Genomic DNA, 22258 nt, shown 5'->3' with positions numbered 1-22258 from the left:
GCGAGATCAGGATCCAGGCATGAGCATGTCCGATCGCGTTCGCGTCAAGGAGGTCCGCGTCCTGTCCAAGGCGCGCTATCTGCTCACGAGCACCACCTTCGACTATCGCCGCGCCAATGGCGAGTGGCAGACGCAGGTGCGCGAGAGCTACGACCGCGGCAACGGCGCGGCGCTGCTGCCCTACAATCTGGCGACGCGCACCGTCGTGCTGGTGCGGCAGTTTCGCTATCCCGCCTTCGCCAACGGCTACGACGATCTCCTGATCGAGGCCGCCGCCGGTATGCTCGACGACGCCGCGCCGGAGCTGCGCATTCGCGCCGAGGCGGAAGAAGAGATCGGTTACCGGCTCGACCACGTGCGGAAGGTGTTCGAGGCGTTCATGACGCCGGGCGCGGTGACCGAGAAGCTGCATTTCTTCGTCGCCGAATACGACGCCACGATGCGTATCGGCGATGGCGGCGGGCTCGCCGACGAAGGCGAGGACATCGAGGTGCTGGAGCTCTCGATCGACGAGGCGCTCGCGATGATCGGCGACGGCCGCATCGTCGACGCCAAGACCATCATGCTGCTGCAATATGCAGCGCTGCATCTGTTCAGGTGACCGCTGGTTGCCGAATCTAGTCTTGTCCCGGCCAAGGCCGGGACAACGTCACGCACAGTGGGCGAGCGGCGCGCTAGCGCATCGTGATCGCCAGGCCGCTCAGATCGGCGTTTGCCATCAGGCCGATCTGCTGGCCGGTCAGCTCGAGCACTGCGCCCTTCTGGTTGGTGAGCACGATCGCGCGGGCGCCGCGGCCGAGCGCCAGCCCCGCGCCCGCCGCGCCATAGACGCCGGCGACGTCGGAGGGACGGTTGATGTTGCTGACGCGGCCGCGCAGCACGGTCTTGGAGCCGCCGAACACCAGGCCGTAATCGAGCCCGCCGGTGGAGAGCGCATAGGTGCGACCACGGAACGTCAGGGTGCCGCTGCCGCCGGAGCCGCCGATGAACCAACCGGCCTTGTAGATCGTGAGTCTGATGAAGCCGCCGTCGGCCTGGGCGGCGGACGAGAAGGCGATGCCTGCGAACGCCGTCAGTGCGACCAGCGCGGCGCGAAGGGCGGATGACAATCTCGCCGATGACAATCTCATTGTGCGGTCTCCCCAAAATTTGCTCACGTCGCGACGCGGACGCGAATCGCGGTGCTGCGACTGTAGCAAGCGCGCGCCGCGGCGCAATTTGGCACAGGGGCCGCCCCTTCGTCATCAGCGCCCGCACGCAGACCGTGTTGAACCTGCATCTGAGGCGGCGCCCGTTCACATGCTGTCCGGAATGATGGTGGCGCGTCAGTGATGCTTGATCAGCGCGTCGCGTGCGGCGGCGAGTTCGAGGAATGCCGCGCCATTGCCGCCGCCGTCGGGATGCACGGTCTTGGCGGCGCGCTTGAAGGCCTGATGGATCTCGGTCGTAGCAAGACGGCGGCCGAGCGGCAGGCCGAGCAATTGCCGATACTGGTCTTCCTGCGTCAGCACCTTCGCTGCAAGCCCGCGCCGGCCGAACCGCGGCGCGGAGAGCATGTGCAGCGCATCGCTGATGATGCCGAGGCGCCGTCGCGCCATCTCCCTGGTGCGCCGGTCGGCGGATCTTGCCGATGCGTGGCGCATGACCGGCAGCACCTGTGCGGCCGCCTGTCGCAGCGTCTCGTCGATGTCGGTCGCGGCGATCTCGGCGACCATCCGGGCCATCTCGACGTAGTCGGGATCGGACGCCACGCAGAAGCGCTCGATCGCGAGTTTCCATTGTCTGATCTGCGGGTCCATGTTCGGGTCCGTGCTGTCATCCGAATCTGGATGTCAGCAACGCGCAAAGGCGGCTTGGCGTTTCGGATGGCGCAGTTTTGAATAGTCTTGTCGACAACGCACACAACGAGGAAACGCCATGCCCCTTCTCGACAATCACATTGCCGTCGTCACCGGTGCGGGCTCCGGCATCGGGCGCGCGATCGCCGTGGGTTACGGACGCGAGGGCGCGCGCGTCGTGCTGCTCGACATGAATGGCGACGCTGCGGCGGACGCGGCCAAGGAGATTCGCGGTGCCGGCGGCAAGGCGGACAGCTTCGCGCTCGATGTAACCAATCGCGACGCCTGCATCGCGATGGCGAAACAAGTGGCCGACAAGGTCGGGCCGGTCTCGATCCTGGTCAACAATGCAGGCATCGCCCGGCGCAACGGCATGCTCGGCGCTGACGAAGCCGTGATCAAGGACTGGGAAGACATCATCTCGATCAATCTCACCGGCGTCTTCAACGTCACGCACGCGTTCCTCACGCCGCTGCGCAAGAACAAGGGGCGTATCGTCAATATCGGCTCGATCCAGTCCTTCGTGCATCTGCGCACGCCGAGCTCACCCGCCTACACCGCCTCGAAGCACGGCGTGCTCGGCTTCACCAAGGCGCTTGCCGCCGAACTCGGCAAGGACGGCGTGCGTGTCAATGCAATCGGCCCGGGCTTCATCGAGACGCCGCTGAACGAGAAGGTGCGCGCCACCAATCCGGACCTGGTGAAGGTCTTCATGGATCACACGCCGCTCGGCCGCGCCGGCAAGCCGGAGGACATCGTTGGGCCCGCGATCTTCCTTGCTTCCGACATGTCGGCCTATGTCTCGGGATCGATCGTAATGGTGGATGGCGGCTACCGGACATTGTGACGAATGGAACCGCAATCGTGGCGATTTCGGGGTATTTTTGTTGAAGAGCAGGTAGTTAGACACCCGTTAAGGGGTTGTTAACCAAACCGGCACACCGTTGAAATACGGGGTAGTTGTTCTCGATGTCTGCGCTTCACCGATGAAGCGGGCGTTGATCGGGAGGTGTGTCAATGTCCTACGCGTCCACCGTGCCGGAAGCTGTGCTGCTGCCGTCACTGGCTCCAAATGAAATCGTTCCACTGTTGATCGGCGCCACCGTCGACGAAGTCGAACGGGAACTCGTGCTGCAAACGCTGGCGCGCTGCGACGGCAATCGCACCCGCGCCGCGCGCGTGCTCGGGCTCTCGGTCCGGACCTTGCGGAACAAGATCCGCGAATACTCGGCCGATGGCATCGACGTGCCGCCGCACTCCGATCTCGGCACCGGATAGCCGCTCAAATCGGCAGATCGATCGCAAGCCGCCGCCAGCGCGACAGCAGCGGACTGTCGCCGGGAGCGAGATAGCTCGCGAGGTTGGTCTCCGTCGCCGCGGTCCGTTGCAGCGTCCGCGCGACCAGCGCCGTCGCGTACTCCCAATAGTCGCGTCGGCTCCCCGGGTCCTCGTCGACCAGTGATTTTGCGAGGATCTCGACATAGATCGTCGCAACGGTCGTCTGCCAGAGATCGCCGGCATTCATCGCCGGGGGAAGCGCGCCAGTCCGCGCATGCCACATCAGCCAATAGTCCTCTTCCGCGCCGGCCCAGGCCGATGACGGCAATGACGGATCGAGGCACGGCGAGCGGCACAGCAGCGGCTTCATCATGCACGCGTCGCAGAAGAAGGAATGGCCGAGCTTGTGATACCAGCTCACGCGAAGGAATTTCCGGATCTCGGCCTGCTCATGCGCCTCAAGCGATCGTCGACCCGAACGTTCGAGATCGGTGATGATTTCCTCCAGCCTGCCGTGATCGAACGGTTCGACTTCCAGCATCACGCCGATGTTGCGCGGAAACAATTCGTCGAGCATGTCGATCATCTCGCGATAGAACGCCCGCGCCAGGCCGCCACCACGCCACGCCTTGTGCACGCCGACATGGTTGCAAAAGATCAGGTCGCTTGCATGGTCGTAGGTGAAGAAGCCGAACCCGATCGCGCGCCCAGCTGCGCGCAGGATCATGCAGCGCGAGTCGAGGCGATACGACATCGGTCGACCGTCGACCTCGAAATCCCGCCGTTCGCCGACATCATCCGACAACACCCAGCGCACGATATCGTCGGAATTGTCGCGCTCGGTCGCGGGAAACAGCGCTTCGTAGAGATCGAGGACGCCGGTGTCGCGTAAGGTCGCCTCGTCGAACACGTCGTGTCGCGTGACCACGATATCGAGCACGGGCGAATCTGCAGAGTCGCCTGCGGCTTCGCCGCGCGTGTGGTTCAGAATCCGCAACGTGCTCTCCATGGCCACCGGCACATCCAATTATGACTGTTGATCGCTTGCGTCAGCGACGGCCGGCAGAATTGAAGCCGTCATCCAACCTCTGTTACAAGCGGCTGCACATCGCGACGGAGCATATCAGTGGCTGACGACACATCTTCCCGCCAGGGGCTGCGGGGACCGCAAGGGCCGCAAGGCCGTCAGGGCGAGCCGGGGCGTCCGGGTCCGCAGGGGCATCCGGGACGGCCGGGGCCGGAAGGCACACGCGGCAAGCCCGGTCCCCAGGGGAAGGCCGGTCCGGTCGGCAAGGCCGGCCCGCAGGGCAAGCCGGGGCCGCTTGGCAAGGCCGGTGTGCAGGGCCCGCGTGGCGAGACCGGTCCGCAGGGACCCGCGGGCCCGCGCGGCGAAGCCGGACCGCCCGGACAATTGCCGTCGATCGACCAGGTGATGCCGTGGCTGCATATGATCTTCGACGCCTGGGAAGACTACAAGCGCACCAAGGAGCGCGAAGCGGCCGAGCAGGCCGAGCGCGACGCAGTCGAACGCGCCGCGGCGGAGGCGATCGCGCTTGACGTCGATGCCGTCGACTTCGAGGAAGATGACGACGAGGACGACGGTCACAAGAAAAAGAAGAAGCGTCGCAAAGACAAGAAGGACAAGAAGTAACCCTTCTTTGTGCTCTAAAGCGCGATGAGATCAGGTTGAATCGTCATCGCTCTTTAGTTTCTTGTTTGAGCATGATCTCCGCGCAAACGCGTCCCGCGTTTGTCGCGAGGGAAAACCGCTTCACACTTTTCCGGATCATGCTCTAGCTGCGCGGACATTCCTTGTAGCCGAATCGGTCGATGATCATCGCACCCGGGATCGCGTGGAATTCCAGCATATCCATGAAGTGATGCGCGAGGACGTAATCCCGCGATCATGGCCGGCATGAAACAAAAGCGTTGCGCTGCGCTCGACGCAAACATTACGCAGCCCGAGGAACAGCGTGCAGTTCGACTGGCAATGTCCCTTGATGCGAAACAGCTCGCCGGTGGCATTGGCGCGGTCGATCTCGGGCTGGAATTTCTCGATCGAGCCGCCCATGCTGTACCCTTCCGACGTGCCAGCGAACGCTGCGGACGACGTCAGTGCGACAACGAGCGCAATGATTATGCGCATGAGAATGCCCCCAAACTCGAAATCGACAGACAACACCTGACGCCGCCAATCTGCAAGCGCGCCCTCGCGGGACAGCCCGGCACTCATCGGTCGGTGCCGGGCCTGACCGGAGGATCGCAGGGCGGAACGAGATGGGCAAACTGGAATACCCAGCGCATGGCGTAGTACCAGGCGACACCAGCGAAGGCCCCGCAGATCGACAGGATGATGACGTTGGTGCTGTCGATCGCGCCGCTCGACCACAGCATGCCGCTGGTCCACAGCACGCCGAACGCGATCGAGCAGAGGATGAGCGGGACGGCAGGCTTCATGGGGGTGCTCCGGGGTCGGGGGTGAACGGCTATGGTGCCCGACACCGCGCAACCGCACCGTGAGCCAGGTCACGGACCCCGGTCGGCCGCCGCCTCAACCGAACCGCAGGCGCGAACGCTCCCTCGCCTTCTCCGCCTCGACCTCACGGTCGCGCGTCGGCGCCGTGGTCTGCAACGAGACTAGGAGCTTTCGGGCAGCATCGGAGACCTCGGTCACCGCACGGTTGAACGCCGCCTCATTTGCCTGCGACGGCTTGTTGAAGCCGGACAGCTTGCGCACGAATTGCAGCGCCGAGGCGTAGATCTCGTCCTCCGTGGCGGGCGGCTCGAAGTTGAACAGGGTCTTGATATTGCGGCACATGACGGTCTCCCTCGCCCGTTGGTGGGGCGGCTCGCTCCAAAGGACGATCGGCTGCTGCAAAATACGACATCGTGGTCTATTCTGGCACTCTGATCGTTCACGGCGGAGCGAGGTTCCCGATGGGCCACGTGATCTACAAGGTCGTCCAGCATGACGGAGGCTGGGCTTATACCGTCAACGGGGTGTTCTCGGAACCGTTTGCAACGCATGCCGCAGCCCTTGCCGCGGCGCGACGCGCTGCGACCGAGCAACGCGTCCCCGGGCGCACCGAGGCGATCCAGTACGAAACATCGGATGGGAAGTGGCGGACCGAAACCGCCGCGGGCAACGACCGCCCGGAAACAGAGGTTGAGGACGGCCGCTAGAGTTACACTGCGCTCCCAGTCAGAACGGAACCTGCACGCCAAGTCGATCGAAGAACGCCCGCCCCCGATCCGTGATCCGCAATGCGCGCGGAATGCGATGCGGCGCGACACAGCGCGTCTCGAGCAGGCGCGCGAGCACGGCATTGGCAAAGGGACCGGCGAGATGCGGCACGCGCTCGGTCCAGTCGTTGCAGAGCCGCAGATGCGGCTGCCGTGCAGGATCGAAATCGATCTGCTCGGCCCGGCACCAAGCCAACCCCTGTTCGGTCACGTGACCGCCGCGCCCGTCGAGCACGACGAGCCGGCGCCGAACCAGCGCATTCGACAGCAGCACGCCGAGCTCACCGGCCAAATGCCGGTAGCAGGTGCGCGATTGCCTGAGCTGATCGGCCGGCATCGCGCGTTTGCGTGCGGCGTTGGTTCGAGCGGCGAGATCGACCAGGGTCTCGATCAACGCCGCAACGCTGTCGTCCTTGATCCGGTAATACCTGAACCTGCCCTGCGCCCAGACCGACAGCACGCGCGCATCGACGAGCTTCTGCAGATGCGCGCTCGCGCTCTGCGGCGAGATGCCGGCAACGGAGGCTAGCTCCCCGGCAGGCAACGCCTTGCCGTCGGCCAGCGCGCTGACCATCGCCTCGCGCGCCGGATCGCCCAGCGCCTCCGCAATGCGCGAAAATCCTGTCTGCACGGACCGGGATGATCCCACCGCATCTCCTCCACGTAGCCCTCAACCGTCCTATCCGCATTCGGAACACGACGAAACTCATTTCAGGTTTTTCTGAAACATCGGGGCCGCGCGTTCGGCTGAAATCGGGACAGGTCAACCGAAAGACAAGGGAACAGCCATGACGGCCACCAGCAACGACGCAGAACGCATCTACAGGCTCTGGGACGAAGCCCTCGGCAACAAGGATCTCGAGGCGGCGCTCGCGCTCTATGCGCCCGACGCCTCGATCGAAAGCCCGCTGGTCCAGCACCTGATGCAGACAACAGAGGGAATCGTCCGCGGCAAGGAACTGCTCCGCGAGTTCGTCACGCGGGTGTTCCGGACCAACCCGCCGCAGCGCAAGCGCTTCAAGCAGGGCTTCTTCAGCGACGGCCGGGTCATCACCTGGGAATATCCGCGAGAGTCTCCGGACGGCGATCAAATGGACCTCGTCGAGGTCATGGACATCAGGGACGGCCTGATCCAGCGCCATCGCGTCTATTGGGGGTGGTACGCGCTCAACATATTGAGGCAGAGCTAGCGGATAATTCTCCCCTGGTCGCGCGGCGCTCCACTCGGACAAGTCTTTCTGTCGTGATAGGCTTGCGCCTGCGCGGCTGGACAAATGCGCCGCCCCCGGGGAGAAACACCATGACCCGTTTGCGCGCGGCACTGATCGCCGCTCTCGTCTCGATGTCGGTACCGGCCATGGCTGCAGACTATCCCGCGCCGAAGGATGGCGAGTGGATCGCAAAGGACTTCAAGTTCCACACTGGCGAGATCATGCCGGAGCTGCGGCTGCATTACACCACGGTCGGCGAACCGAACGGACAGCCGGTGCTGGTACTGCACGGCTCCGGCGGCTCGGCCGCCAGCATGCTGACGCCGGCCTTCGCCGGAGAATTGTTCGGGCCGGGCCAGCCGCTCGACGCGACGAAATACTACATCATCATTCCCGATGGCATCGGACACGGCAAATCGTCGAAGCCGTCGGATGCGATGCGGACGAGCTTCCCGAAATACGACTACAACGACATGGTCGACGCGCAGTACCGGCTCGTGACCGAGGGTCTCGGCGTCAAGCATCTGCGGCTCGTGATCGGCAACTCGATGGGCGGCATGCACACCTGGATCTGGGGCGAGCGCTATCCACAGATGATGGACATCCTGATGCCGATGGCCTCGCAGCCGACCGCGATGGCGGCGCGCAACTGGATCTTGCGGCGGACGATGCTGGACACGATCCGCAACGACCCCGACTACAACAACGGCAATTATGCGAACCAGCCGCGGATGATGAAATACGCGATCGCGGCCTACCGCTTCGCGAGCGCCGGCGGCACGCTCGGCTACCAGACGCTGGCGCCCACCGCAGCGCAAGCCGACAGGATGGTCGATGACCAGCTGGCGCAGCCGGTCACCGCCGATGCCAACGACTTCATCTATCAGTGGGAAGCCTCACACGACTACGATCCGTCGGCCGGAATGGAGAAGATCGAGGCGACACTGCTTGCGATCAATGCCGCCGACGATGAGCGCAATCCTCCCGAGACCGGCGTCACCGAGGCTGCGGTGAAGCGGATCAAGCACGGCCAGATCTATCTGATCCCGGCCAGTTCAAAGACACGCGGGCACCTCACCACCGGCGACGCCAAATTCTACGCCAAGCAGTTGCAGGAGGTGTTGCAGACGGCGCCGCAACGGACGATGTGACCGGAATCGAGGTCGCTCCGGTGTCGCAAGCCCGCTTCCGCAAGATTGCGCTCAGCCTGCCCGAGGCAATCGAGGGTGCGCATCGCGGGCACGCCGATTTCCGTGTCGGCACGCGCATCTTCGCGACCCTCGGCTATCCCGATGAAGATTGGGGTATGGTGAAACTGACGCCGGAGCAGCAGGCGATGGTCGTCGAAGCGGAGCCGGAGATCTTCCGTCCGGTACCAGGCCGCTGGGGCAAGGGCGGCAGCACCAATGTCCGCCTGGCGAAGGCCGATGCCACCACGTTGCGCAGCGCGCTCAAGATGGCCCGGGACAACATTGCAGCAAAGCCAGCCAGGACGGCGCGCGCAAAGAAGCCGTCTTGAACGCCAAGTTATTTTCGCACTGCGTCAAACACCACAACCTCGTTTCGCTCATTCTTTGAGCATGCATCTCGCGTGCGGTTCGTGCCTAATCTCGTCAACGAACAGGTATCGCATGCGCTGCATAAGCGTTCCGCGAAGCCACGAGGAGGAACGGAATGCGAAGGCTCGCGCATATGGCGCTGCTCGCGTGGCTCTCCATACTGGCGAGCGCGGCCCTCGCCTTCGACAACGGCCAGTACGGCAACGTGCCGTCCGACATCCGCGCCTGGTTCAAAAGCGTGATGGCGCCGAACGGCGTTCCTTGCTGCGACATCTCCGATGGTCATCGCACGAGCTATGACGTCCGCGACGGCGCCTATTGGGTGCCGATCGAGGGACGATGGATGATGGTGCCGGAGCGCGCGATCATCCGCCATCGCGGCAATCCGGTCGGCGAGGCTGTCGTGTGGTACGTGCATCACCGCGGCGAAATCATCATCAGTTGCTTTGTTCCGGCGGACGCGGTTTAGACGACGTCGAGATGACGACGCCGGGGCTCGATGCTAGTCTCGGGCCTTACCCGACGGGAGAGCGCCGTGACCGATCTTGCCGCTTCCGACCTCGCCACGATCTATCCGCAGCCGACCGCGCGCGTGATTGCCAAAGCGCGTCCGGAGCTCGATACGCACGCGCAAAAATTCATCGAGATGTCGCCGTTCTGAGTGCTGGCGACCTCCGGCTCCGACGGCAGTGTCGATGCGTCACCGCGCGGCGGGACGCCGGGCTTCGTCAGCGTGATCGGGCCGAACCAGGTCCTGCTGCCGGACCGCTCCGGCAACAATCGCATCGACAGTTTCCGCAACATCGTTGAAGGCTCGGGCCTGCTGCAGCTGATCTTCTTCGTGCCGGGCATCGACGAAACGCTGCGCGTCGGCGGCAAGGGCCGGCTGTCATCCGATCCGCAGTTGCTGGCGTCGATGATCGAGTTCGGCAAGCCGCCGCGCGCGGTGCTGCGCGTCGACGTCACGGAAGCCTATTTCCACTGCGGCAAGGCGTTGATGCGCTCCAAACTCTGGTCGGCGGAGACGCGCGTCGAACGCAAGGTCTTCCCGAGCATCAGCCAAGTGATCCACGACCAGACGGCACTCGGCGAACCGGAGAGCCAGGAGGCGGTCTACGAGCGCTACAAGACCCAGCTGTAACGCCGCGACACCTCCCGACATTTTGAGACAAAATCGGCTTGTTAACCCTACTTCTTAACCAATAATTAAGTATGAGTTTGCGGCCGCGACCGGGCACGGCCTAGCGTCCGCACAAGGTTCCGTAACGGAAGAATTGGTGCGTGCCATGGCCTATAGAGTGTTCGCGACGCTCGTCGCGTCCGTCGGCGTTGCCGCGCTGACGTTTGCTTGCTCGACCGAGACTTTCGCGAGATCCGGAGCCGCGTCGCGTGGCACGTTCGCTTCACCACATCCGGCCTTCCGCCACCACCACGGACGTGTGCCGGGGGCGTTCTGGCCGGGCACGGTTGGCTTTGATGACGCGAGCCTGTCCGGTGAGCCGATCGTCGAGGCGGTGCCGCCGATCTCGAACGACGTCCGTTACACCACCACCTACGACGTTCCCTGGGATTGGGCCCATCGTTATCCGCCCGCGGTCGTGCCGTCGGATCGTCCCTATGTGTCGAGCTGTCCCACGGAGAGCGTCACCGTTCCAGGACGCGGCGGAGACCGCACAGTCAACATCACTCGCTGCTACTGACGAACCGGATCGAACCACTATCGGAAGCGAAAGAGGCCGCCCGTATGGGCGGCCTCTCGCATTCCGGGGGTGCTCATCGATCCAGCAATTGCTGATCAGGAATCCTCGCCCTTCAGATGACCGACGTGCTTCTGAGTGTAGAGTTCGAGGCCGATGCGCTTGATCAGGTCGAGCTGGGTCTCGAGAAAGTCGATGTGGTCTTCCTCATCCTTCATCAGCTGCTCGAACAGGTCGCGGCTGACATAGTCCTTGACGCCGTGGCAGTAGGTCGCCGCCTCCTGGTACAACGTGCGCGCGCCGATCTCGGCGGCCAGATCGCACTCGATGATCTCCTTGACGTCCTGGCCGATCTTCAACGGATCGAGCACCTGCAGGTTGGGGAAGCCATCGAGAAACAGGATGCGATCGACAAACTTGTCGGCGTGTTCCATCTCCTCGATGGACTCCTTGCGCCACACCTTGGCCATCTCCAGGAGGCCCCAGTTGTTCAGCATCCGGTAGTGCAACCAGTACTGATTGATGGCGGTCAGTTCGCTGCGCAGCCCCTTGTTCAAATAGTCGATGACCTTCGGGTCGCCTTGCATGATCCACTCCACCTGTCGCGGCCAAATCGGCCAGGATCTAATTTAGAATGCTTCTAAATCAGATCGCCGACAAGGGCAACCCTCCGCGGAAGCATCGCGTGGATCTCCGGATTCAGGTCGGTTGGGAGAGATCAACAGGCCGCGAGGGCGAATTCGGCCGGCTCGGCGTCTTCGTTGGCCGCATGGGCATGGTTGTGCGGACAGCCAGCACAGCAGGCCTTGGCGCAGGGGCCCAGGGCCTCGTCGATGATGGCCTTGATCGTGCGGGCGCAACGGCCGCATTCGGCGCTGCAGCCGAGACAGCCATACACCTGCTTGGCATTTCGTGTCAGGGACCCGCCGGAACTCACGGCACTACGGACATCGTGGTCGCTGAGGACGTTACAGGAACAGACAATCATCAGAGAAAAGCGGGTCCATCGGTGATGCTCGTCATTATCGATATTGTCGGCCCTCGCCGGATGCAAAAGGAAAAAGCGCTTTTTGAAGCAATTCCAAACTGATGCGGGATTCATTCTGGAACGAGTCTAAACTGGCCTGCGGCGACAACGCACATTAAGAGCTGGACCACGGTTTGGCGGTCAATCGCCGCTGCCGTCTCCTCCACTATCGCCACCGCCGCCGCAGTCGCCTCCACCGCCCGCGTCGCCGCTGGAGCCCTCGGCGCTACAGCTATTGGAGTGGTCGCTATCCGAGCTGCTGCTGAGCCAGCCAAAGCCCTCGCTGTCTCCGCCAGGATCGCTCGTGGAGTTGTTCGCACCGCTGCCGGCCGGACCACGTCGTCTGCCATTGCGATTCGAGCTCGCTCTCTTGATGACATAGGCAACAAACGACGCGCCGCCGACCGTGACATCAAGGCCGTCATCCCACTCATCGCCATCCCCATATTTTCCGACGGACGCGGACGTGTTCTCGATTTGTGCGACGCGAGACATACCGGGGCCACAGGCATTCGTGACCAAATGAGGCGGCCTCGTTCATTGAACATTCAAGCGAAATGTGGAACCTTTGACGCGACAGATCGCTTGCTAGCTGTCCCTGCTCCGAGAGAAAAGGTGAAGCCATGAAGAAGACATTGGTGGCGCTTTGCGCCGTTGCCACACTGGCGGTTTCCGCTGTGGCGGTGCCCGCCCCCGCCCATGCTCAACGCGGTGTCGCCGCTGGCGTCGCTGCAGGATTGATTGGCGGCGCCATCGTTGGCGGCGCGATCGCATCACAGAACGGCTATTACGGCCCCGGCTACTATGCGCCCGGACCGGCCTATGTCGCGGGGCCCGGCTACTACGGCGGCCCGCCCTGCTACTGGCAGCGTCAGCGCTTCTGGGACGGCTATGGCTGGCGCATTCGTAACGTGAGGGTTTGCGACTAATCCTCGTTCATCTCGATTAAATGAAACAAGACGTCCCGGAAAACCTACTGTTTTCCCGGGACGTCTACTTTCCGCGGCCACAAAAAACCGCTTTTTCAGTCGATAGACCTGCGGACGTTTACTTTCGATTGACTGTTCTGCGCTGTTTAGCAAGACAGCTAGCCGAGACCAGCGTGCGAGTCACCTAAGCCGGCGCCAGCATCACGGCGCCATCACCTTTCAGGAGAGCCAAAGACATGAAGAAGACTTTAGCTGCCCTTGTCGCCGTCACCACGATTGCCGGTTCGCTGGCCGTTGCTCCGGCTGCCAAGGCCGGAGACGGCGGCGCAATCGCAGCCGGCGTTGCCGGCGGCCTGATCGGCGGCGCCCTGCTCGGCGGCGCCATTGCGCAGAGCCGTCCCGCCCCGGTTTATGTTGCGCCGGCGCCGGTCTACGTCGAAGAAGCTCCGTGCCGTTGGGTTCGCGAGCGCTTCTGGGACGGCTACGGCTGGCGTTTCCGTCGCGTCCAGGTTTGCGACTGATCTATCGAGGCGACTCGACACTCTCATTGGAAACCCGGCCCCTCGCGGCCGGGTTTTTCTTTGTTCACGGATGCGCTTCGGGAATTCCGTGCCGGAGGCTCAGCACCCGCAGGATGGCGTCCTTGCCTTCGACAAAGCGGCGGCCATTCGCGCGACCGGTTTCAAGCCCGGCCTCGGCACCGTCGCCCAGCACGAGAACGGGAAGCGACTGGTGCTCAGCGCCGATCAGTTCGACGACCTCGCGCCTTGGCCGCGGCCACGCGATCCGCTCGACGTCGATCCCGCCGGCCGGTTGCGGAAACGAGGCCAGCACGCCCTCGAGCAGCGCGCAGTGCCAGCAGTAGAAGCGCCGGCCGGGAAAGGCCGGATCCTCGAAATCGGGTTTGAGAAGAAACAGCCTGTCGCGCATCGCGTTTCCTGCCGCAGTGCCGGCTAACGCTGTCCGCGCATCGCGCGCAGCACCGCGTCACTCGGCCAGCAATCGACCTTCAGTCCGGCCTGTTTCTGATAGGCGCCGAGGGCTGCGCGGGTGAGCATTCCGGCCTTGCCGTCGAGCTTGTCCTTGTAGAGACCGATCCTGGTCAATTCGCGCTGCATCGCCTCGACATCGGTGGACCGCAACTGTTTCGAGGCCGACCACGGCGTTGCAAACGGCAACGGGCTTGTCATGCGATCGGCGAGATGACCGACGAACAGCACGTAGAGATCGGAGAAATTGTATTCCTTGATCACGAAGTAGTTCTTCGTGGTCAGGAAGGCCGGGCCGTAGATGCCCTCCGGCTGCAACAGCGAGGCCGGCTCCGCTTGCTCCCTGGCGCTGAGCTTCTGCCCGCGCACCGGGACGAAACCTGCGTGAAGCCACTGGCCGATCGGCTTGGTCACCTCGGGCACGCCCATCGTGCAATCGACATTGGCAGGCGCCTGCACCTCGTAGGCCCAGCGCACGCCGGGCTGCCAGCCCTTGTTGACAAGCTGCTGCGCGGCGGAAGCGAGCGCGTCGGGCACCGAGTGCCAGATGTCGACCTTGCCGTCGCCGTCGAGATCGACGCCGTGCTTGTAGTATTCCGACGGCAGGAACTGGGTGTAGCCGGTCGCGCCTGCCCAGGAGGAGGTCAGCTCCTTGCGCTTCACCACGCCCTCGCCGAGGATTTTCAGCGCGAGGATGAACTCGGTGCGGTACTGGTCCTTGCGGCGGCCGACATAGGCCTGCGTCGCCACCACGCGCAGCGTGTCGTAGGGCAGCGCATAACGGCCGTAGTCGGTCTCGCGGCCCCAGATCGCCAGCACGATCGGCGCCGGCACGCCGAAGCGTTTCTCGATCGCGTCGAGCGCCGGGCGATATTTCTGCAGCAGCCTCTCGCCTTCCGCCGCAAGCCGCGCGATGGAGGCTTCCTTGATGTAATCGGCCGGCACCTGCACGAACTCGGCCTGCGCCGGCGCGCCGGTCTTCGGCCGCCCGGGCAGGATCAGATCGGGCAGCTTGTAGTCAGGCTCGAGCCCGCTCGTCTCGCGCTCGAAGGTTTGGCGCGACACGCCGGCGGCCTGGGCCTCCGGCCAGAGCGAGGCGATGAACTGGGTGAATGCGGCGTCCGCGGCGCGCGCGGGCGAGACGATCGGCCAGGAGAAAAGCAGAAGCCCGAAGGCAAGCGCGCGGAGGAACGTCAAATCCAACAGCCTGTTCACGCAGCGATCCAATGGGCGCGCCATCCGGCGGCGCCCGTCATGTTCGTGTCGTGAGCCTTATCACGACACCGGATTGCTGTGAACCGCACGCCTGCGCGAGGGCCGCGGTCAATGCACGCTTTGCTGCTTCGCTCCCTCGATCGAGTCGTTCGACAGCTTGTCGACGATGGCGATGCCGACGGCCGACAGAATGAACACACAGTGAATGATGGTCTGCCACATCACGCCGGTCTCGGTGTAGTTGCCTTTGCCCGACGCCAGCGCGCCGGCCTCGATGAAGGTGCGCAGCAGGTGGATCGAGGAGATGCCGATGATCGCCATCGCCAGCTTGATCTTCAGCACGCTCGCATTGACGTGGCTGAGCCATTCCGGTTCGTCGGGATGGCCCTGCAAATTGAGGCGCGAGACGAAGGTCTCGTAGCCGCCGACGATCACCATCACCAGCAGGTTCGAGATCATGACGACGTCGATCAGGCCGAGGACGGCCAGCATGATCTGCTGCTCGCTGAAATCGAAGGCGTGGGCGAACAGGTGCCAGAGCTCCTTCAGGAACAGCACGACGTAGACGCCCTGGGCGATGATGAGGCCGACATAGAGCGGCAATTGCAGCCAGCGCGATCCGAAGATCAGCATGGGAACAGGACGCAGCGACCGGCCCTTCAGGGGCGCTCGCACGTCGGAAATGGCGGACATGTTGAATAGCTCGCGGGATTTGAATTTGCGGAGCGCTCTATCTACGCAATCCCGGGCGCTTGAAAAGCGACAACTGGCCGCAGATTGCGCCGCGATCCGGTCACGATCTTACTGCTCCTTCAGCCCTTTCCGCCGGCCACAGGTCGACAGCACGGCATCGTCCTCAGTTGTCGAGCTCAGCTCTGTGAACGAACGGCGACAACCATCTCCAATTCGATGGGCGCGCCTCGCGGTAGCTCGGCAACGCCGATCGAGGTGCGTGCGTGGCGCCCGCGCTCGCCGAGACGTTCGATGAGCCGATCCGAGGCGCCATTCACGACTTGGGATTGCTGGGTGAATCCTTGCGCCGAGGCGACATATCCCACAACCTTCAAGACTTGGACGATCTTGTCCTCACCGCCCGCGGCATGGCTGACGGCGGATATGCAGAGATCAGCGCACAACGCGGCAGCTTCCTGGGCGTCCTTGATATCGACGGCGGCTCCGACCTTGCCGGAGTAAAGGAGATCTTCGCCGCAGCGAGGCAACTGACCACTCACATAGGCAAGTCCGCCGTGGATCACGACGGGGACGTAGTTTCCTCCGGGCTTATTCACGCCTGCAAGCCCATCCGTAGACATTCTGTGTCACCCTTCTGCCTCGCGCGCGAGGCATTCCTCGACAGGTTCGACGACCGTCGTGGCCGCCCGATCACCGCGTCAGCTTCTTGTACTTCACGCGATGCGGAATGATGCTGTCCTGGCCGAGCCGGCGCATCTTGTCCTTTTCGTAATCCTGGAAGTTGCCTTCGAACCATTCGACATGGCTGTCGCCTTCGAAGGCCAGGATGTGGGTCGCGATGCGGTCGAGGAACCAGCGATCGTGGCTGATGATGACGGCGCAGCCGGCGAAATCCTCCAGCGCCTCTTCCAGCGCGCGCAGCGTGTCGACGTCGAGATCGTTGGTCGGTTCGTCGAGCAGCAGCACGTTGGCGCCCGACTTCAGCATCTTGGCGAGATGCACGCGATTGCGCTCACCGCCGGAGAGCGCGCCGACCTTCTTCTGCTGGTCGGCGCCCTTAAAGTTGAAGGCCGAGCAATAGCCGCGCGAATTGACTTCCTTCTTGCCGAGCAGGATCAATTCGTTGCCGCCGGAGATTTCCTCCCACACGGTCTTGTTGCCCTCGAGCGCGTCGCGCGACTGGTCGACATAGCCGAGATGCACGGTCTCGCCGACCGTGATCGTGCCCTTGTCCGGCGTGTCCTGCTCGGTGATCATCTTGAACAGCGTGGTCTTGCCGGCGCCGTTCGCGCCGATCACACCGACGATGCCGCCCGGCGGCAGCTTGAAGGTGAGATCGTCGATCAGCAGGCGATCGCCGAAACCCTTGCTGAGGCCTTCGAAGTCGACGACGTTGGCGCCGAGCCGCTCAGCGACCGGAATGATGATCTGCGCGGTCTGGGATTGCTTCTCGCTCGCCTTCTTGAGCAGCTCCTCGTAGCGCTGGTAGCGCGCCTTCGACTTGGCCTGACGCGCCTTCGGCGAGGACGCGACCCACTCCTGCTCGCGGGCCAGTGTCTTCTGGTGCGCGGCGTCCTCGCGGCCCTCCTGCTCGAGCCGCTTCTGCTTCTGCACCAGCCAGGACGAGTAGTTGCCCTCGTAGGGAATGCCGCGGCCGCGGTCGAGCTCGAGGATCCAGCCCGTGACGTTGTCGAGGAAGTAGCGGTCGTGGGTCACGATCAGGATCGCGCCGGGATAGTTGCGCAGATGGCCTTCGAGCCACGACACCGACTCGGCGTCGAGATGGTTGGTCGGTTCGTCCAACAGCAACAGTTCCGGCTGGTCGAGCAGCAGACGACATAGCGCGACGCGGCGGCGCTCACCGCCTGACAGCTTGGTGACGTCGGCATCGTCGGGCGGACAACGCAACGCGTCCATCGCCTGATCGACCTTGCTGTCGAGATCCCACAGGCCCTGGGCCTCGATCTCGTCCTGCAGCTTGGTCATCTCGTCGGCGGTCTCGTCGGAATAGTTGACCGCGAGCTCGTTGTAGCGGTCGAGGATCGCCTTCTGCTTGGCGACGCCCTGCATGACGTTTTCGCGAACGCTGAGCTTGGGATCGAGGTGCGGCTCCTGCTCGAGATAGCCGACGCGGGCGCCTTCGGCGACCCAGGCCTCGCCGCTGTACTCCTTGTCGAGCCCCGCCATGATCTTGAGCAGCGTCGACTTGCCCGAGCCGTTGACGCCGAGCACGCCGATCTTGGCATCCGGATAGAAGCTCAGATGGATGTTATCGAGCACCTTGCGGGTCGGGTAGCTCTTGGTCAGACCCTGCATGAAATAGATGAACTGGCGCGCCATCCGCTGTCCCTGGAATTGATCCGATTTGTGGAAATTTTGCTGCCGCCGATGTAACGGCCGGCCTCTGAAAGCGCAACCGCGGGGCTGGCGTTTTCCGTTCCTTCACCACAGCACCACGGGTGATTACGGGTTCGATGCCTTGTGTGCCCCAGGTCACGACAATTGAAACTATCTTTTAATAAATCAGGCCAAAACTCGTTCTCGGACGCCGAAAATGGCGTTTTTCGCGGCGAAACCGCGATCAAAAGAGTAGAGGCCGCGTCATGGCTACCATCACTTCGGCATCTTTCCCGCGCCCGGCGACCAGAAGCGAGACCGGGCTGCTCGCTGAATTCCGTGCCTTCTGGCGCACCTTCGTCGCCAAGGCGTTCAACCCCTATCGGCCGGAACTGCACTATATGCGCGGCCCGGGCCCGGCCTGGCGCGCCAAGCACGTCGCCCTGTCGCCTGCCGTGCAATCGATGCTCGCCGAGATCCGGACCGCGAAGGCGCACAAATCCTCGCCGTCAGCATAACAGCCGTCACCGCAGCCGCTTGCACGCCCGCCGATTGCGCGCGACCATGACGAACCCTCGACGGCTTATTCCCGCCGTCGCCCTCGCCATGAACGGACCTGCCAATGACGCGGCTCAGCTGTGCAATCCTCGACGACTATTTTGATCTCGCCCTCTCGGTCGCCGACTGGCCCATGCTGAAGGACCGCGTCGACGTCACCGTGTTCGACAAGCCGTTCGCCGGCGAGGCCGATGTGGCGGCGAAGCTGAAGGATTTCGACATCATTTGCGCGATGCGGGAGCGCACGCCGTTTCCACGGTCGCTGCTCGAGGCGCTGCCCAGACTGAAGCTCTTGATCACCTCCGGCATGCGCAACGCATCGATCGACATGGAGGCAGCCAAGGACCGCAAGATCGTGCTGTGCGGCACGCAATATGGCCGCGATCCCACCGCGGCCCTGGCGATGGGCCTGATCCTGGAACTGACCCGCGGCATCGGCCGCGAGAACGCGCGGATGCATGCCGGCAAGCCCTGGCAAACCTTTGCCGGCACCGAAATCGAGGGCAAGACGCTCGGCATCATCGGACTCGGCAAGCTCGGCAGCAAGGTCGCAGGCATGGCCAAGCCGTTCGGCATGAACGTCATCGCCTGGAGCCCCAATCTGACGCCCGAGAAGTGCAAGGAGGTCGGCGTTGGCTACGCCAGCAAGGACGAGTTGTTCGCGACCGCCGATATCGTCACCATCCATGTCGTGCTGAGCCCCCGCTCGCGCGGGTTGGTCAGCGCTGCCGATCTCGCGCGGATGAAGCCGTCAGCCTATCTCGTCAACACCGCACGCGGACCGATCGTCGATGAAGACGCTTTGCTCGCGGCGCTCCATGACAGGAAGATCGCCGGCGCCGGCATCGACGTGTTCTCGGTCGAGCCGCTGCCAACAGACCATCCCTTGCGCAAGCTCGATAACGTCGTGATCACGCCGCATCTCGGCTACGCGACGCGCGAGGGCCTTGAGACGCACTACGGGCAAATGGTCGAATGCATCGAGGCCTTCACCAAGGGCGGCGAGCCGCCGCGGCGACTGGCCTGAGCTGGGACGCGGCATCGCCGGGCAGCAAGAGCCGCGAAGCCTCTAGAGCATGATCCGGAAAAGTGTGAAGCGGTTTTCTGAAGAGATCATGCTCAAACAAGAAGCGAAAGCGCGATGACGATTCGACCTGATCTCATCGCGCTTTAGGACTTCAGGATCCAGCGAAAGGCGCGCCGGAGCTCGGCGCTACCATCGCGGTCGTACCATCGGCCATGGGCGAGGATGATCCGTTCGGGATTCCAATCGATCATGCGGGCGACAGCGGCCTTCAGGCCGGCCTTGTTCTGCGCAAAGCTTAGCCGCATGTCGCGCGGCGTGCTGCCGTCGGGATCGCGCACGTTACCTGCCCAGACCAGAACTCGCATCAGGAGCGTGTCGATTCTGTCCGCCTCGAAATTCTCAATCAGATCGGTCAGCACCAGCGTCCGCGACGGGCGATGGAAGAACACGACCTCGGTCATGTAGCGCCCTGCGACCGGCAGCGTCGCGATCATCTCATCCCAGGGATAGCCCGATTGCCGGTCGAGCAGTTCGCCGTCGCAAGCAAGCCGCGCCCCGGCCTGCTGCTTGATCCCCGGTGCGAGATAGATGTGGGCCTCGGGATAGGCATCGTGCCAATCCGGTATCCACCAGTAGTGCAGTCGATTTGGCCCAACGATCCAGCAAGGCCTGCCGAGGCGCGCGATCTCGGCCTTGAGCGCGTCATCCAGCGGCGTCGGCGAATGAACGAATAGCCTGTCCCCGGCGAGGCGAAAGATCGTGGCGCGCGTCGGGAACGGCATCCTGAGCCCGCGCGGGCCAAACCGGATCACCGGGCCATCGACGATCCACACATCGTCGGCAACCGGCTTCGGCGTATTCAGCGGCGGATAGGTCAGGCGGGCTTCATGCATCGCATTGCCTCACAGCGGCAACGTCTGGACACCCGGCTTGTTGCAACAAAAAAGGCGCGCTGTTCAGCGCGCCTTTTTATGATGGATGGCGAAGCCTGCCTAGCGGACCGTGACCGGTGCAGGCAGCGGCTGGACCGAGGTCGGCTGCGTGCCGGGCAACGGCGCCGCCTGAGCCTGGCCGGGCATCGGACCGGCGGCGGCCACGGAGCTACCGGGCGTCGGCGCTGCGGATGCCGTCGCCGTTCCCGGAGGCGGGTTACCAGGCCAGACGACGACGCGGGTACCAACCTTGACGCGATCGAACAGGTCCGAGACGTCTTCGTTCAGCATACCGATGCAGCCCGATGAGACGAACTTGCCGATGGTCGAAGGCTGGTTGGTGCCGTGAATGCGGTACACGGTCGAGCCCAGATACATCGCGCGGGCGCCAAGCGGATTGCCGGGTCCGCCGGCCATGAAGCGCGGCAGATAGGGCTGACGCTCGATCATCTCCGGCGGCGGATGCCAATCCGGCCACTCGGCCTTGCGGGTGATCTTCTGCACGCCGGTCCAAGTGAAGCCGTCGCGGCCGACGCGAACGCCGTAACGGATGGCCCGGCCGTTGCCGAGGACGTAGTACAGGTAGGTATTCGGCGTATCGACGATGATCGTGCCCGCGGGCTCCTTGGTCACGAACGCCACTTCCTGGCGACGCAGATTCGGCGCCAGCTGCGCGGGACCGTCTTCCGGCTGCTCGTCCGGCGGCAGAGCCGCGATTTGCACCGGCTTGCCGTCGGCACCGACCGGAGCCGACTGCGGCGGGACCGATCCGGTCGCGCTGACTGCTCCCGGCGGGCGCATGCCGCCGCGGTCGTCGCCGCCCGGATTGGCGGGATAGACCACGTTGGCGGCCGGAACGCCGCCGTCTCCGTAAGCCTGCTGCTGCTGTTGGCCGCCCTGCTGACGGTCTCCATAGATCACCGGCGGCGGGCCCATCGGCCGGCCATAGCGCGGATCGTCAGGCGACATCACCGGGCCGCTCGGCGTGCGGTCGGAATAAACCGGCGGGGCATTCATCGGACGACCGTAGCGCGGGTCGTCGGGCGACATCACCGGACCCGGCGGCGGCAGCGCGGCCGAACTCTGCGGCGCGTCGTCATCGTCGAGCGAATCGAAGTTCGGCATATTGCCCTGCTGATAGGGCTGAGGCGCGGCCGAATAAGCGGGGCCCTGTTGGGGGGCCGGATAACCCTGCTGCGCATGCGCAAACGAGGTTCCCGCCACGCCGAGAGCCGCGGCAGCGCAAATCGTCAGAATGCGGTTGATCATCATTGCTCTTGTATAGTCCCCAAGCCACACCGGACCGTTAACGGCCAGATGACGGAAGATAGCGGCGCATTCAAGACAAATCCGCGAAATTCAGCCCAATTCGGGCATTTTGTGATCGCGTGTGACCGCTGCGGCAAACGTGTCTCACGACTCTGCAAAGTTTGTCCACCTGCCCAAAGTCATCAATCGCCCGCATTTTGTAACAAACAGTCTCCGAGCGTTGCGATATCCTCGAATCAGCCTGATTCGCGCCCGCGACATCGGCTTCCTCGTGTGGTCACCGCGTTCCCTTTCATCGACACCTCCCGCAGCAGGGGAACCCGCGCCCATGCTTCCCGGCATTCGTTTCTTGTTCGCCGCGATCGTGCTGGCGACGTCGCTTTTGGTGTTCGGGCTAGGCGCCGCGTCGTTGTTCCGCGCGGCGCACCAGGAATTCGCCAGCATCCCGGCCCGCCG

Annotated in this window: 30 protein-coding genes and 1 pseudogene; 15 read left to right on the top strand and 16 right to left on the bottom strand. The window is 63.7% G+C overall.

Features of this window, described 5'->3' with window-relative positions; genetic code table 11:
* The first annotated feature begins 19 nt into the window (after window positions 1-19).
* Complete coding sequence (locus AS156_RS06130; protein WP_066501373.1) at window positions 20-601, top strand: NUDIX hydrolase; 582 nt, start codon at window positions 20-22, stop codon at window positions 599-601.
* Window positions 602-674: 73 nt separating this feature from the next.
* Here the strand turns inward: AS156_RS06130 and AS156_RS06125 are convergent, their stop codons facing one another.
* Window positions 675-1130, bottom strand: coding sequence for a hypothetical protein (locus tag AS156_RS06125; RefSeq protein WP_066501369.1), 456 nt, complete (start codon window positions 1128-1130; stop codon window positions 675-677).
* 195 nt (window positions 1131-1325) lie between these two features.
* Entirely contained in the window at window positions 1326-1799 is a 474-nt protein-coding gene (locus tag AS156_RS06120) for a hypothetical protein (protein WP_066501366.1), read from the bottom strand.
* Window positions 1800-1917: 118 nt separating this feature from the next.
* Between AS156_RS06120 and AS156_RS06115 the strand changes: the two genes are divergently transcribed.
* Window positions 1918-2685, top strand: a complete 768-nt coding sequence (locus AS156_RS06115; protein ID WP_066501363.1) for an SDR family NAD(P)-dependent oxidoreductase — start codon at window positions 1918-1920, stop codon at window positions 2683-2685.
* A gap of 170 nt (window positions 2686-2855) precedes the next feature.
* Entirely contained in the window at window positions 2856-3116 is a 261-nt protein-coding gene (locus tag AS156_RS06110; RefSeq protein ID WP_066501361.1) for a helix-turn-helix domain-containing protein, read from the top strand.
* A gap of 4 nt (window positions 3117-3120) precedes the next feature.
* Here the strand turns inward: AS156_RS06110 and AS156_RS06105 are convergent, their stop codons facing one another.
* The gene (locus tag AS156_RS06105; RefSeq protein WP_245312561.1) at window positions 3121-4125 is read right to left on the bottom strand and encodes a GNAT family N-acetyltransferase; all 1005 of its coding nucleotides are present in this window, start codon (window positions 4123-4125) and stop codon (window positions 3121-3123) included.
* Between the two features lie 117 nt (window positions 4126-4242).
* Here AS156_RS06105 and AS156_RS06100 point away from each other — a divergent pair, with 117 nt between their 5' ends.
* Window positions 4243-4767: a collagen-like domain-containing protein gene (locus AS156_RS06100; RefSeq protein ID WP_066501358.1), complete on the top strand. Its 525-nt coding sequence runs from the start codon at window positions 4243-4245 to the stop codon at window positions 4765-4767.
* A gap of 183 nt (window positions 4768-4950) precedes the next feature.
* On the opposite strand, the gene AS156_RS06095 is transcribed toward AS156_RS06100, so the two are convergent.
* The 3 genes from AS156_RS06095 to AS156_RS06085 all read right to left on the bottom strand — a co-directional run bounded on the left by AS156_RS06095 (window position 4951) and on the right by AS156_RS06085 (window position 5934).
* Complete coding sequence (locus tag AS156_RS06095) at window positions 4951-5262, bottom strand: hypothetical protein (protein WP_245312560.1); 312 nt, start codon at window positions 5260-5262, stop codon at window positions 4951-4953.
* An 83-nt stretch (window positions 5263-5345) separates the two neighbouring features.
* Window positions 5346-5573, bottom strand: coding sequence for a hypothetical protein (locus AS156_RS06090; RefSeq protein ID WP_066501351.1), 228 nt, complete (start codon window positions 5571-5573; stop codon window positions 5346-5348).
* 94 nt (window positions 5574-5667) lie between these two features.
* Window positions 5668-5934, bottom strand: a complete 267-nt coding sequence (locus AS156_RS06085) for a DUF2277 domain-containing protein (RefSeq protein WP_066501349.1) — start codon at window positions 5932-5934, stop codon at window positions 5668-5670.
* 119 nt (window positions 5935-6053) lie between these two features.
* Between AS156_RS06085 and AS156_RS06080 the strand changes: the two genes are divergently transcribed.
* A complete protein-coding gene (locus AS156_RS06080) occupies window positions 6054-6299 on the top strand; it encodes a DUF2188 domain-containing protein (protein WP_066501343.1) in 246 nt (81 codons plus the stop codon).
* Window positions 6300-6318: 19 nt separating this feature from the next.
* On the opposite strand, the gene AS156_RS06075 is transcribed toward AS156_RS06080, so the two are convergent.
* Entirely contained in the window at window positions 6319-6990 is a 672-nt protein-coding gene (locus AS156_RS06075; protein WP_066501340.1) for an ArsR/SmtB family transcription factor, read from the bottom strand.
* Between the two features lie 157 nt (window positions 6991-7147).
* Between AS156_RS06075 and AS156_RS06070 the strand changes: the two genes are divergently transcribed.
* From AS156_RS06070 to AS156_RS06045, 6 genes and pseudogenes are all read left to right on the top strand, one after another.
* Window positions 7148-7549, top strand: a complete 402-nt coding sequence (locus AS156_RS06070; RefSeq protein WP_066501338.1) for a nuclear transport factor 2 family protein — start codon at window positions 7148-7150, stop codon at window positions 7547-7549.
* A gap of 110 nt (window positions 7550-7659) precedes the next feature.
* On the top strand, window positions 7660-8721 hold the full coding sequence (locus AS156_RS06065; RefSeq protein WP_066501336.1) for an alpha/beta fold hydrolase: 1062 nt from the start codon (window positions 7660-7662) through the stop codon (window positions 8719-8721).
* Between the two features lie 20 nt (window positions 8722-8741).
* Window positions 8742-9089 carry an MmcQ/YjbR family DNA-binding protein gene (locus tag AS156_RS06060; RefSeq protein ID WP_066501392.1) on the top strand — a complete coding sequence of 116 codons (348 nt, stop codon included), beginning with the start codon at window positions 8742-8744 and terminating at the stop codon, window positions 9087-9089.
* A gap of 155 nt (window positions 9090-9244) precedes the next feature.
* On the top strand, window positions 9245-9598 hold the full coding sequence (locus AS156_RS06055) for a hypothetical protein (protein ID WP_066501334.1): 354 nt from the start codon (window positions 9245-9247) through the stop codon (window positions 9596-9598).
* Window positions 9599-9664: 66 nt separating this feature from the next.
* A pseudogene (locus AS156_RS06050) lies at window positions 9665-10270 on the top strand (MSMEG_1061 family FMN-dependent PPOX-type flavoprotein).
* Between the two features lie 145 nt (window positions 10271-10415).
* A complete protein-coding gene (locus tag AS156_RS06045; protein WP_066501333.1) occupies window positions 10416-10829 on the top strand; it encodes a hypothetical protein in 414 nt (137 codons plus the stop codon).
* Window positions 10830-10924: 95 nt separating this feature from the next.
* On the opposite strand, the gene bfr is transcribed toward AS156_RS06045, so the two are convergent.
* The gene (gene bfr / locus AS156_RS06040; protein WP_026193251.1) at window positions 10925-11413 is read right to left on the bottom strand and encodes a bacterioferritin; all 489 of its coding nucleotides are present in this window, start codon (window positions 11411-11413) and stop codon (window positions 10925-10927) included.
* Window positions 11414-11544: 131 nt separating this feature from the next.
* The gene (locus AS156_RS40375; protein ID WP_082747357.1) at window positions 11545-11814 is read right to left on the bottom strand and encodes a (2Fe-2S)-binding protein; all 270 of its coding nucleotides are present in this window, start codon (window positions 11812-11814) and stop codon (window positions 11545-11547) included.
* A gap of 662 nt (window positions 11815-12476) precedes the next feature.
* Here AS156_RS40375 and AS156_RS06025 point away from each other — a divergent pair.
* Both AS156_RS06025 and AS156_RS06020 read left to right on the top strand, forming a co-directional pair.
* Window positions 12477-12782, top strand: coding sequence for a hypothetical protein (locus tag AS156_RS06025; protein ID WP_066501328.1), 306 nt, complete (start codon window positions 12477-12479; stop codon window positions 12780-12782).
* Between the two features lie 236 nt (window positions 12783-13018).
* Entirely contained in the window at window positions 13019-13303 is a 285-nt protein-coding gene (locus AS156_RS06020) for a hypothetical protein (RefSeq protein ID WP_066501326.1), read from the top strand.
* A gap of 64 nt (window positions 13304-13367) precedes the next feature.
* On the opposite strand, the gene AS156_RS06015 is transcribed toward AS156_RS06020, so the two are convergent.
* From AS156_RS06015 to ettA, 5 genes are all read right to left on the bottom strand, one after another.
* Window positions 13368-13712: a DUF3088 domain-containing protein gene (locus AS156_RS06015; RefSeq protein ID WP_066501320.1), complete on the bottom strand. Its 345-nt coding sequence runs from the start codon at window positions 13710-13712 to the stop codon at window positions 13368-13370.
* Between the two features lie 23 nt (window positions 13713-13735).
* Window positions 13736-15010 carry a lytic murein transglycosylase gene (locus AS156_RS06010; protein WP_066501317.1) on the bottom strand — a complete coding sequence of 425 codons (1275 nt, stop codon included), beginning with the start codon at window positions 15008-15010 and terminating at the stop codon, window positions 13736-13738.
* A gap of 84 nt (window positions 15011-15094) precedes the next feature.
* The gene (locus tag AS156_RS06005; protein WP_066501314.1) at window positions 15095-15679 is read right to left on the bottom strand and encodes a TIGR00645 family protein; all 585 of its coding nucleotides are present in this window, start codon (window positions 15677-15679) and stop codon (window positions 15095-15097) included.
* 176 nt (window positions 15680-15855) lie between these two features.
* Window positions 15856-16299: a RidA family protein gene (locus AS156_RS06000; RefSeq protein WP_066501311.1), complete on the bottom strand. Its 444-nt coding sequence runs from the start codon at window positions 16297-16299 to the stop codon at window positions 15856-15858.
* Window positions 16300-16369: 70 nt separating this feature from the next.
* On the bottom strand, window positions 16370-18019 hold the full coding sequence (ettA, locus tag AS156_RS05995) for an energy-dependent translational throttle protein EttA (protein ID WP_066501309.1): 1650 nt from the start codon (window positions 18017-18019) through the stop codon (window positions 16370-16372).
* A gap of 263 nt (window positions 18020-18282) precedes the next feature.
* On the opposite strand from ettA, the gene AS156_RS05990 reads away from it, so the two are divergent.
* Together AS156_RS05990 and AS156_RS05985 are read left to right on the top strand one after the other, a co-directional pair.
* The gene (locus tag AS156_RS05990; protein WP_066501308.1) at window positions 18283-18534 is read left to right on the top strand and encodes a hypothetical protein; all 252 of its coding nucleotides are present in this window, start codon (window positions 18283-18285) and stop codon (window positions 18532-18534) included.
* A 104-nt stretch (window positions 18535-18638) separates the two neighbouring features.
* Window positions 18639-19601 carry a D-2-hydroxyacid dehydrogenase family protein gene (locus AS156_RS05985; protein ID WP_066501306.1) on the top strand — a complete coding sequence of 321 codons (963 nt, stop codon included), beginning with the start codon at window positions 18639-18641 and terminating at the stop codon, window positions 19599-19601.
* 143 nt (window positions 19602-19744) lie between these two features.
* Here the strand turns inward: AS156_RS05985 and AS156_RS05980 are convergent, their stop codons facing one another.
* Together AS156_RS05980 and AS156_RS05975 are read right to left on the bottom strand one after the other, a co-directional pair.
* Window positions 19745-20494 carry a DUF4336 domain-containing protein gene (locus AS156_RS05980; RefSeq protein WP_066501304.1) on the bottom strand — a complete coding sequence of 250 codons (750 nt, stop codon included), beginning with the start codon at window positions 20492-20494 and terminating at the stop codon, window positions 19745-19747.
* 99 nt (window positions 20495-20593) lie between these two features.
* The gene (locus AS156_RS05975) at window positions 20594-21802 is read right to left on the bottom strand and encodes a L,D-transpeptidase (RefSeq protein WP_066501390.1); all 1209 of its coding nucleotides are present in this window, start codon (window positions 21800-21802) and stop codon (window positions 20594-20596) included.
* Between the last annotated feature and the right edge of the window lie 456 nt (window positions 21803-22258).

Source organism: Bradyrhizobium macuxiense (assembly GCF_001542415.1).
GTDB classification, from domain to species: Bacteria; Pseudomonadota; Alphaproteobacteria; order Rhizobiales; family Xanthobacteraceae; genus Bradyrhizobium; species Bradyrhizobium macuxiense.
Note: the sequence above shows the minus strand (reverse complement) of the source record. Positions and strands in the feature narration are given on the sequence as shown.